Origin of the sequence: Scleromatobacter humisilvae, assembly GCF_023231945.1 — a bacterium.
Classification (GTDB): Bacteria; Pseudomonadota; Gammaproteobacteria; order Burkholderiales; family Burkholderiaceae_C; genus Scleromatobacter; species Scleromatobacter humisilvae.
Map to the genome: position 1 here is coordinate 398119 of NZ_JAJLJH010000002.1, position 9579 is coordinate 407697.

The 9579-nt window shown below is 72.7% G+C and carries 9 protein-coding genes; 7 read left to right on the forward strand and 2 right to left on the reverse strand.

Annotation, left to right across the window (positions count from 1 at the left end; all coding sequences use genetic code 11):
* Positions 1-16: 16 nt before the first annotated feature.
* The 4 genes from LPC04_RS11145 (at position 17) to LPC04_RS11160 (ending at position 3219) form a co-directional block, all read left to right on the forward strand.
* Positions 17-1060: a patatin-like phospholipase family protein gene (locus LPC04_RS11145; RefSeq protein WP_275682292.1), complete on the forward strand. Its 1044-nt coding sequence runs from the start codon at positions 17-19 to the stop codon at positions 1058-1060.
* A complete protein-coding gene (locus LPC04_RS11150) occupies positions 1057-1857 on the forward strand; it encodes an SDR family NAD(P)-dependent oxidoreductase (RefSeq protein WP_275682293.1) in 801 nt (266 codons plus the stop codon). Before LPC04_RS11145 ends, LPC04_RS11150 begins: the two co-directional genes overlap by 4 nt.
* Before the next feature lie 262 nt (positions 1858-2119).
* Positions 2120-2746, forward strand: a complete 627-nt coding sequence (locus LPC04_RS11155; RefSeq protein WP_275682294.1) for a response regulator — start codon at positions 2120-2122, stop codon at positions 2744-2746.
* 179 nt (positions 2747-2925) lie between these two features.
* A complete protein-coding gene (locus tag LPC04_RS11160; RefSeq protein ID WP_275682295.1) occupies positions 2926-3219 on the forward strand; it encodes a hypothetical protein in 294 nt (97 codons plus the stop codon).
* Here the strand turns inward: LPC04_RS11160 and LPC04_RS11165 are convergent.
* Together LPC04_RS11165 and LPC04_RS11170 are read right to left on the reverse strand one after the other, a co-directional pair.
* The gene (locus LPC04_RS11165) at positions 3170-4531 is read right to left on the reverse strand and encodes a chloride channel protein (protein WP_275682296.1); all 1362 of its coding nucleotides are present in this window, start codon (positions 4529-4531) and stop codon (positions 3170-3172) included. The genes LPC04_RS11160 and LPC04_RS11165 overlap by 50 nt on opposite strands.
* Before the next feature lie 57 nt (positions 4532-4588).
* Positions 4589-4819, reverse strand: coding sequence for a SlyX family protein (locus tag LPC04_RS11170; protein WP_275682297.1), 231 nt, complete (start codon positions 4817-4819; stop codon positions 4589-4591).
* 195 nt (positions 4820-5014) lie between these two features.
* Here LPC04_RS11170 and LPC04_RS11175 point away from each other — a divergent pair, with 195 nt between their 5' ends.
* From LPC04_RS11175 to LPC04_RS11185, 3 genes are all read left to right on the forward strand, one after another.
* Positions 5015-5614, forward strand: coding sequence for a hypothetical protein (locus LPC04_RS11175; protein ID WP_275682298.1), 600 nt, complete (start codon positions 5015-5017; stop codon positions 5612-5614).
* A gap of 431 nt (positions 5615-6045) precedes the next feature.
* Entirely contained in the window at positions 6046-6693 is a 648-nt protein-coding gene (locus LPC04_RS11180; protein WP_275682299.1) for a cytochrome c3 family protein, read from the forward strand.
* 36 nt (positions 6694-6729) lie between these two features.
* Positions 6730-9579: a 4Fe-4S dicluster domain-containing protein gene (locus LPC04_RS11185; RefSeq protein ID WP_275682300.1), complete on the forward strand. Its 2850-nt coding sequence runs from the start codon at positions 6730-6732 to the stop codon at positions 9577-9579.

Genomic DNA, 9579 nt, shown 5'->3' on the forward strand with positions numbered 1-9579 from the left:
TGTTAACTTGCCTTCGATGCGGGAGGAACGGGAAAGATACAAGCGCTGCCTGGTGCTGGCCGGCGGCGGCGGACGCCTCGGCGTGCACCTGGGCACGGTCGCGGCGGCCTGCGAGGCCGGACTCGCGCCCGACGTGCTGCTGGGCACCTGCGGCGGTGCGCTGGTGGCCGCGCTGGTGCACGCGGAGCCCGACCCAGCCCGCCAGCTGGCCTGGCTCGGCGGCCCTGCAATGTACCGGTTCTGGAACGGGGTGCGGGCGCGGCCCGGGCTGTCGCTGGCCAAGGCGCTTGCCGCCTTCGCGCGACGTGCCCTCGATCCTCGCGCCGCCGCGCGCGTGCCCGACCTCGACGACGACGCGCTGTTCGAGGTCGCCGAAGGCTGGCCCGCGCTGGCCTGGCGCGACGGCGCCGGCATCGACGCCATCCTGCTCGGCGCGCGCATGACCGCGGCCTCCGCCGGGCCTGGCGAGCCGCGCGACGACCGCGTCCTGTTCGAGCCGGTGGCCATCGGCAACGGGCGCAGCGCAGCGCTGCTCGCGGATGCGCCCGCGGGCCACGGCGCGCTCGCGGTGGGCAGGACGCTGTCGACGCTGGGGCCGACCGACCTGCCGCTCGCCGACGCCGTGCGCATCTCGCTGACCGACATGATCTACCTCGCCCCGGCCGCCGCCGCCGGTGCGCGCTGGCTGGGCGGCGCGGTCGACCTGATGCCGGTGGAGCTGGCGGCGCGGCTCGCGGACGAGGTGTGGATCGATCGCAAGGACGCGATCTCGCGCTGGACCATCGCCCCGGCCTGGCGCACGGTGCTGGGCCTGGATGCGCGCGCCCGCCAGCGCGCGGTCGACGCGAGCCCGGTGGCGCTGCGCATCGACCACCGCGGCCTGGCCCGGGCGCTGCCCTCGGTGCTGACGCGCCGGCTCGCGCTGTCGGCCCAGGGCCCGCGGCTCGACGTTCACGCGGCCACGGACGCCGCCGGCTACCGCCGCGTCATCGAGGCCCAGTTCGCCGAAGGCCGGCGCCGCGCGCGCGAGGCCATCGCGCAGGCGATGATGCGCGCATGAGACACGTCCTGATCATCGGCGGCACGCGCGGCATCGGCCGCGCGCTCGCGGCGCGCCATCTCGAGCGCGGCTGCGCCGTCACCGTGTGCGGCCGCCATCCCGACGCGCTGCAGGGCTGGCCTCTGGCCGACCATCCGGCCTTGCGCGTGGCCAGCCTCGACATCGCCGACGCGGCGGCCGTCCAGGCCGTCGTGGCCGAGGCCGGCGACACGCTGGACGCGCTCATCGTCACCGCCGGCCAGTACTTCAACGCGCGCGACCACGCGCTCGACGGGGCCGCGACGCTGCACCTGTTGCGCACCAACGTCAGCGGCCTGGCCAGCGCCTTCGAGGCCGGCGCGCAGCGCATGCTGGCGCAGGGCCATGGCCGGATGGCGGCGGTGTCGTCGATGGCGGGCCTGCTCAAGGACTACCCCGGCGCCTCGGTCTACGGTGCCACCAAGCGCGCGGTGCTGGCCCTGTGCGCCACCTATCGCAAGGCGCTGGCGCCGTTCGGCATCCCGGTGACGGCGCTGGTGCCCGGCTACGTCGACACCGAGCGGCTGCGCGAGCTCAATGGCGGCGACGCGAGCCACAAGCCGTTCCTGATGTCGGAGGAGTCGGCGGTCGCGCGCATGCTGGCCGCGATCGACCGCGGCGTGGCCGTCGACGCGTTCCCGTGGCAGATGCGCCTGGCCGTCGCGCTGCTCAATCTCGTGCCGCACCTGACGAGGGTGCCCGACTTTCCGGCACCGGCGACGCCTGGCGATGGTGCTGTCAAGCACCCGGTGGGGGTATCGCGAGACAGGCTCGAATAGCGCCGTAGTCCCGGTCTTGTTCCGCATGACCGCACACTGCAGCGCACGCAAGATGGCGCCTCGTGCATTCGTCGATTGACCGCGGCACGCGCGCAGCGTACTGTCCCATCCGCCAGGAGCGGGTGCGACGCGGCCACGGGCTGCCGTCGCACTGCACACGACTCGAAGAAGTCGTCATCACAGCCGCGAGTCAGGCGGCATTGCACAAGGAACGCGGCGGCCGTCCGGGGTCGCGGCGTCGCATCCGGGGAGAAGCAAGGCAATGGCAAGAATCTATCTGATCGATGACCACCCGATCGTGCGGGCGGGCCTGAGCGCGCTGCTGCAGGGCGCGGGCCACACGATCGTCGGCGAGGGCGAGGACATCACGCAGGCGCTGTCCGACGTCAACCGGCTCGCGCCGGACGTGCTGATGCTGGACCTGCACCTCGACGGCCGCTCCGGCTTCGAGGTGCTGGCCGAGATGCAGCGCCGCCAGCTGTCGACCCGGGTCATCGTGCTGTCGATGTCCGACCAGCCGCGCAACGTCGCCGAGGCCTTGCGCATGGGCGCCTCGGGCTACGTGCTCAAGGGCTCGGCCGGTGTCGAGCTGGTCGCGGCCATCGACGCCGTGATGCAAGGTCGCCGTTACCTTGGCGAAGGGCTCACCGACATCGCCGTGCAGGGCCTGACCACCGACACCGAACGCGGCAACACCCTGTCGCCGCGCGAGCGCCAGATCCTCGTGATGGTGGCCAGCGGCAAGTCGAGCGCGGCGATCGGCGAAGAGCTGCACCTGTCGCCGAAGACGGTGGACACCTACCGCAGCCGCCTGATGGCCAAGCTCGAGCTGGCCGACGTGCCCGCGCTGGTGCGCTGGGCCATCCGCGAGAAGCTGATCGACCTCTGAGGCGACGCGCGGGTCTTCCCCGCGCTACCGCGCGCCGCATTCCTGACGTTCCGGGTGGAGACATCCCTACAGGCGGGCGCTCATGCACGTCCGGCCGCGTCCGAAATCTGGCAGGAGGGCTGGCCTTCGCGGGCCCGTCCCGCAACGCATCCGACGCCCGGAAACGACGAGGAACCGCCATGAGCATCGACAAGGCATCGCCGACAGCCGACTCCGACGACGACGACGCGTGGTTTCGCTACGGCAGCGTGCCGCCCTCGCGCGACGACCGCATCGCCGAGGCCATCGCGCTCGTCGCGCTGCTGTTCTCGCTGGGCATCGGGCTGGCGATCGCGATGCTGCCGGTGTCGGCCAAGGCCGCCGAGGCGGTCGCCCCGTCGCGCGAGCGGCCGGCGTTCGAGGCGGTGCCCGGCGCAGTCGTCCTCAGCGCGACGGCGCAGCGACCGCGGGCGCGAGACGCCCGCGCGCGATGATCGCCTGCGCCAGCGCGGCGTAGAGCGGACGCGCGATCCAGCGCGACACCAGGCTCGCGCCGAGCGCGGCGGCCATCAGGCTCAGCACCATCGCGTGGCCGCCCACCATCTCCATCACGATGATGAAGGACGTCATCGGCGCCTGCGTCACGGCGGCAAGGAAGGCGGCCATGCCGAGCGCGATCAGCGCCGACGCGTCGGCCTGGGCACCGCACAGCACGGCGACGTCATGGCCGACGCCGGCGCCGATCGCCAGGCACGGCGCGAAGATGCCGCCCGGCACGCCCGACCACACCGCGAGCCACGTGGCCACGACGCGCAGCGTGACGTACAGCAGCGGCACGTCGACATGCCCCTGCAGCAGGCCGCGGGTGTAGCCGTAGCCGCTGCCGAAGCTCGCGCCGTGGCTCGCGATGCCGATCGCGCCGGCCGCGAGCCCGCACGCGGCCGCGAAGGCGACCGGATGTGCGGCCCGCCAGCGTCCGAGGCGATCGCCCTGCCCGGTGATCGACGCATGCAGCAGGCGCGCGAACACGCCGCCGAGCCCGCCGGTGGCCAGCACCAGCAGCAGCGCGGGCCACCACATCGAGTAGCGCAGCGTCGGCACCTCGATCGTGCCGAAGTAGGTGGCGTTGCCGAAGAAGGACACGCCCATCAGGCCCGACAGCACGATGGCCGCGATGATCAGGCCGCTGCTGCGCTGCTCCAGCCGCGACGCGAGTTCCTCGATCGCGAACATCACGCCCGCGAGCGGCGCGTTGAACGCCGCGGCGATGCCCGCGGCGCCGCCGGCCACCAGCAGGCCATGTTCGGAGATGCCGGGATGCGGCGGCAGCCAGCGCCGCGCATGCTGCATCACGCCGGCGGCGATCTGGACGGACGGGCCCTCGCGTCCGCTGGCCAGTCCGCCCAGCAGCGAGCCCGCGGTCAGCACCGCCTTCATGACGCTGAGACGAAGCGACACGAAGGCCCGGCGCGCCTCCGCCGGCACGGCCGGATCCAGCGTCGCCATCACCTGCGGGATGCCCGAGCCGGCGGCCGCCGGCGCGAAGCGCCGCGTGAGCCAGACGACGCCGGCGGTGCAGGCGCTCGTCCACACCAGCGGCGTCCACGGATTGAAGGCGAGCACGCTCGCGAAGCCCTGTTGCGCGAGATCGCACAGCTTCGAGAACGCGACGACCGACAGCCCCGCTGCCGCCGCGTACGCGAGCACGATCACCCGAGCGAGCCACTGGCGCCAGTCGGCCAGGTCGCCGCGCATGGCGGCGACGACGTCGGGCTGCGGCGTGTGGGCCGGCTCAGGCGGGTTCATGCGGACACGGCTTCATATTTGTGCCAATGTACTACGCCGACCCGCGCGAACCTGAACTCAGTAGTGCGGCGGCACGTCCTCGCGCGGGTCGCGCGCCGCGCCGCCGCCCGTGTCGGGCGCGCGATCCTTGAGCTTGCCGACCTCGCGGATCAGCAGGTCGATCTGCTCCTGCTGGCGGGCGACGAGGTCGTTGAGGTGGTCGACCAGGTCCTCGCTGAAGCTGGCCTTGACCTCGAGGTCGGTCAGGCGCTTGTCGATCGCGGGGTCGATGTCGTTCGGGCTGGGCATGGCGCCATTGTCGGACATCGGTCGGCGCGCGAAACATCTCCTTGCTGCGTTGCTGGCACGTCAAGCGCGTGCATCTCCAGGTGATGTTGGTGCGTCGGCGTCATCGCCTGTTGTCGCGATCCCGTTGAACCGGTACGAACGCAACACCCGGTTCGCGACCGACAGACTCGACACACACACCACAGGAGCCAGACCATGAACCGCAATCTTCTCGTGACCGCCCTGATCGCCGCCGCCGCCTTCGGCGCCAGCTTCGCGGCCTCGGCACAGACCAGCGCCGCCAACACCACGCAACGCGACGTCAACCAGGAACAGCGCATCGAGAACGGCCTGCAGAACGGCACGATCACGACGCGCGAGAACGCCGAACTGCAGCGAGACGAGGCGCACGTCGACAAGCTGCAGGCCAAGGACATGAAGAACGGCCCGATGACGGCCGCCGAGAAGGCCCAGCTGACCGCTGCGCAGAACAAGACCAGCCGCGACATCCACACGGCCACGAGCAACGGCATCAACGGCAATCCGCTGTCGGCGTCGTCGCAGCGCGCGCAGGCCGACACGCAGCGCAACATCGACCAGCAAAAGCGCATCAACCAGGGCGTGCGCAGCGGCAGCCTGACCAACCACGAAGCGGCCGGGCTCGAACGCGGCCAGTCGAACGTCGACAAGCGCGAGGCCCGCGCGGGCGCCAACGGCAACGTCAGCGCCGGCGAGCAGCGCCGCATCGCGCGCGCCGACAACCGCCAGAGCGCGCGCATCTACAACAAGAAGCACAACGCGCAAGTGAAGGGCTGAGGCCCGCCGCGGGAGGCCGGGGAAACCCTCGGCCTTCGCGTCCGGACGAAAAAAGGGCCGCAAGCTGCGGCCCCTAAAATTTCACCCCGGAACATCACCTCAGGAAGTACTTCGAGTGCCTGGCGTCGTGAGACGTCCGGTACTCGATCGCATCCGACCCTGCCCTCCAGCGCGTCGGAAAGCGAATGTTCCGGGAACCATTGTTTACGAGAACGGGCACCGTTCAATCCGGTGTTTTCCCTTTGTGTCGATACCGTGACTTGGGGTTTTTCACGGTTCACAGGCCCGACACGCCTCGCGCATGAGATTTGCCCCGCGGCGGCATCCCGCACAGGAGCCCGCATGCCGCCCCCCGGCCGCCGCGACCGCGATGACGCGTCCGCGTGTCCTTCCCGCAACCGCTTCGGCGCCGCACGCCAGCGCCGACGCGCATGAGCGCCGTCTTCTCGCCGCGCGCCGTGCTGGCGGTCCGGCTGGCGGTGCTCGCCTTGCTGGGCCTGGCTGTCGCCACCGTGCTGCTGTTCGTCTGGCGCGCCCGCGCCTATGAGCAGCTGGGCGAGCCGATCGCGCAGCCGATCCCGTTCAGCCACAAGCACCACGTCGGCGACGACGGCATCGACTGCCGCTACTGCCACACCACGGTGGAGACCGACGCCCACGCCGGCCTGCCGTCCACCGCGGTGTGCCTGAGCTGCCACTCGCAGCTCTACCGCGACCAGGCGCTGCTCGCGCTGCTGCACCAGAGCGCGGCGACCAACCAGCCGATCGCCTGGCAGCGCGTGCACGTGCTGCCCGACTTCGTCTACTTCAACCATGGGGTGCACGTCGCCAAGGGCGTCGCCTGCGTCGAGTGCCACGGGCGCGTCGACCAGATGCCGCTGGCGTGGCGTGCGCAGCCGCTGCAGATGCAATGGTGCCTCGCGTGCCACCGCGACCCCGCGCCGCACCTGCGCCCGACGACGCAGGAGTTCGCGATGGACGCCCCGCTGCCGCCGCCGCAGCAGGCCACCGCCCTCGCCCGCGCCGCGCACCTCGAGAGCCGGCGCCGCATGACCGACTGCTCCACCTGCCACCGCTGACGGCATGCCCCTTGCCATCGCGCACGACACCGCCCCATGCCGCATCCCCACCCGCCCCACGACGACGACGCGAACGAACACGTGATCCGGTTCGATCGCGGCGCGGGCGTCACCCGGCGCCAGGCGCTGGCGGCGATGGCGGCCTCGATGGCGCTGGCCAACACGGCCTGCTCGCCGCCGCCGAAGCTGCAGGCGCATCCCTACGTCGACCTGCCCGAGGCGCGCGGCGGCGGCCTGCCGCTCTACTACGCCAGCGCCTTCGTCCGCGACGGCTTCGCGCAGGGCGTGCTGGTGGGCACGCAGGAGGGCCGGCCGATCAAGATCGAGGGCAACGCGGCGCACCCGTCCAGCCTCGGTGCCACCGATGTCTACGCGCAGGCCTCGGTGCTGCAGCTGTGGGATCCCGACCGCTCCGGCGTCGTGCGCCAGCGTCTCGCGCGCCACGGCGACGTGCGCACGCCGCCGCAGCTCGGCGCGTCGACATGGCGCGCGTTCGAGGCGGCCTGGCGCGAGCGCGCGTCCGCGCGCGCGACCGCGCCCGCGGGGCCGGCGCTGCGCGTGCTGACGGGGCCGCTCACCTCGCCGACCGAGCGCGCGCTGCTCGGCGCGTTGCTCGCGAGCGAGCCCGACGCCCGCTGGCACGTGCACGCCCCGTTGAAGGACATGGCCGCCGAGGACGGCGCCCGCCTGGCCTGCGGCCGCGCCGTGACGCCGGTGCTGCACTTCGACCAGGCGCGCTGCGTGCTCGCGCTCGCCGCCGATCCGTTCAGCGACGGGCCCGGCGCGGTGCGCCATGCGATGGACTGGTCGACCGCACGGGCCGCCGCGCGCGACGCCGCGTCCGGCCGCCCGGCGACGCTGTTCGCCGCGGAGGCCACGCCCGGCCTGTTCGGTGCGCGCGCCGACCATCGCGTCGCGCTGTCGCCGGCCCGCATCGAGGGCCTGCTGTGGCGCATCGCCTCCCGCTGGATGCCGCAGATCGCCGCCGACGCGGCACCGCCCGACCCGGCCGTCGACGGGTTCGAGTCGCGCGTCGTCGCGGCGCTGCGCGAGGCCGGCGAATCGGCGCTGGTGATCGGCGGGCCGGGGCTGTCGGCCGAGGCGCACGCCCTCGTGTCCGCGTTGAACCGCCGCCTCGGCGCGATCGGCCGCACGGTCACCCTGATCGCGCCACCCGATGACGCGTCCGACGCCGGCTCGCTCGCCGAGCTGGTCGACGCGCTGGGCGCGGGCAGCGTCGACACGCTGCTCGTCATCGGCGCCAATCCTGCCTACGATGCGCCGCCTTCGCTGGACGTGCCGCACGCGTTCGCCCGGGCGAAGCTGCTGGTGCACGCCGGGCTGCATGTCGACGAGACCGCCGCCCTCGCCGACTGGCACCTGCCGCTGTCGCACGCCTACGAGCAGTGGGGCGACGCGCTCGCGCACGACGGCAGCGCCACGCTGCTGCAGCCGTCGATCTCGCCGCTGTACGACACGCGCTCCGCCGCCGAACTGCTGGCGCTGCTGGCCGACGACGCCGTGCGCGACGGCCACTCGCTGGTGCAGCGTCAATGGCGCGCCGGCCGCGACGCCGGCTTCGACGCGTCCTGGCGCCGCAGCCTGCGCGCGGGCGTCGTGGCCGACAGCGCGGCGCCCGCGCTGGCCGTGCACGTCGCGCATCGGCCGTCGGCGCGCCCGGCTGCGCCGTCCGGCCTGGTCGCGCTGTTCGTGCCCGACGCCGCGGCCCACGACGGCGCGTTCGCCAACAACGGCTGGCTGCAGGAACTGCCGCGGCCGTTCACCAAGCTCACGTGGGACAACGCGGCGCTGTTGAGCCCGGCCACCGCGAAGCGGCTGGGCCTGGTGACGGGCGACATCGTGCAGGTGCAGGTCGATGCGCGATCGGTCGAGGCGCCCGTGTGGGTGCTGGCGCAGCAGGCCGACGACGTCGTGACGCTGCCGCTCGGCTGCGGGCGACGCCGCGCCGGACGGGTCGGCAACGGCGTCGGCTTCGATGCGTACGCGCTGCGGCCGGCCTCGTCGTTCACCGCGCCGGTCACGCTGCGCAGGACGGGGCGCACGCACGCGTTCGCCGTGACCCAGCACGAGATCGACCAGCACGGCCGCGAGCTGCTGCGCACCGTCGCCGCGGGAGAAGCCCTCGCCAAGGCGGAGAAGCACGCCGAGCTCTACCCGCCGTTCGCCAGCCCAGTGCACGCCTGGGCGATGGTGATCGACCTCGACGCCTGCATCGGCTGCAACGCGTGCACGATCGCCTGCCAGGCCGAGAACAACATCCCCGTGGTCGGCAAGGAGCAGGTGGCCAGGGGCCGCGACATGCACTGGATCCGCGTCGACCGCCACGACCTCGACGAGATCGGCAACAGCGCGTTCCAGCCGGTGCCCTGCATGCATTGCGAGCAGGCGCCGTGCGAGGTCGTGTGCCCGGTCGGCGCGACGGTGCACGACAGCGAGGGCCTCAACGTGCAGGTCTACAACCGCTGCGTCGGCACGCGCTTCTGCTCCAACAACTGCCCGTACAAGGTGCGGCGCTTCAACTTCCTGCAGTATTCGGACGAGACGACCGAGACGCTGAAGGCGCAGCGCAACCCGGACGTCACCGTGCGCCAGCGCGGCGTGATGGAGAAGTGCACGTATTGCGTGCAGCGCGTCGCGCGGGCGCGCCAGGGCGCGGAGCGCGACGGCCGGCCGCTGGTCGACGGCGACGTCGTCACCGCGTGCCAGTCGGCCTGCCCGACGCGCGCGATCCGCTTCGGCGACAAGAACGATGCGCAGAGCGACGTCGTGAAGGCGCGCGCCTCGCAGCGCCACTACGCCATGCTGGAAGAACTCGACACCAAGCCGCGCACGACCTATCTCGGGCGCATCAAGCCGACGGCCTGA

Excerpts from the sequence above, each read along its gene's own strand:
- LPC04_RS11145 (WP_275682292.1), top strand. The coding sequence starts at position 17 with ATGCGGGAGGAACGGGAAAGATACAAGCGCTGCCTGGTGCTGGCCGGC.
- LPC04_RS11150 (WP_275682293.1), top strand. The coding sequence starts at position 1,057 with ATGAGACACGTCCTGATCATCGGCGGCACGCGCGGCATCGGCCGCGCG.
- LPC04_RS11155 (WP_275682294.1), top strand. The coding sequence starts at position 2,120 with ATGGCAAGAATCTATCTGATCGATGACCACCCGATCGTGCGGGCGGGC.
- LPC04_RS11160 (WP_275682295.1), top strand. The coding sequence starts at position 2,926 with ATGAGCATCGACAAGGCATCGCCGACAGCCGACTCCGACGACGACGAC.
- LPC04_RS11165 (WP_275682296.1), bottom strand. The coding sequence starts at position 4,531 with ATGAACCCGCCTGAGCCGGCCCACACGCCGCAGCCCGACGTCGTCGCC.
- LPC04_RS11170 (WP_275682297.1), bottom strand. The coding sequence starts at position 4,819 with ATGCCCAGCCCGAACGACATCGACCCCGCGATCGACAAGCGCCTGACC.
- LPC04_RS11175 (WP_275682298.1), top strand. The coding sequence starts at position 5,015 with ATGAACCGCAATCTTCTCGTGACCGCCCTGATCGCCGCCGCCGCCTTC.
- LPC04_RS11180 (WP_275682299.1), top strand. The coding sequence starts at position 6,046 with ATGAGCGCCGTCTTCTCGCCGCGCGCCGTGCTGGCGGTCCGGCTGGCG.
- LPC04_RS11185 (WP_275682300.1), top strand. The coding sequence starts at position 6,730 with ATGCCGCATCCCCACCCGCCCCACGACGACGACGCGAACGAACACGTG.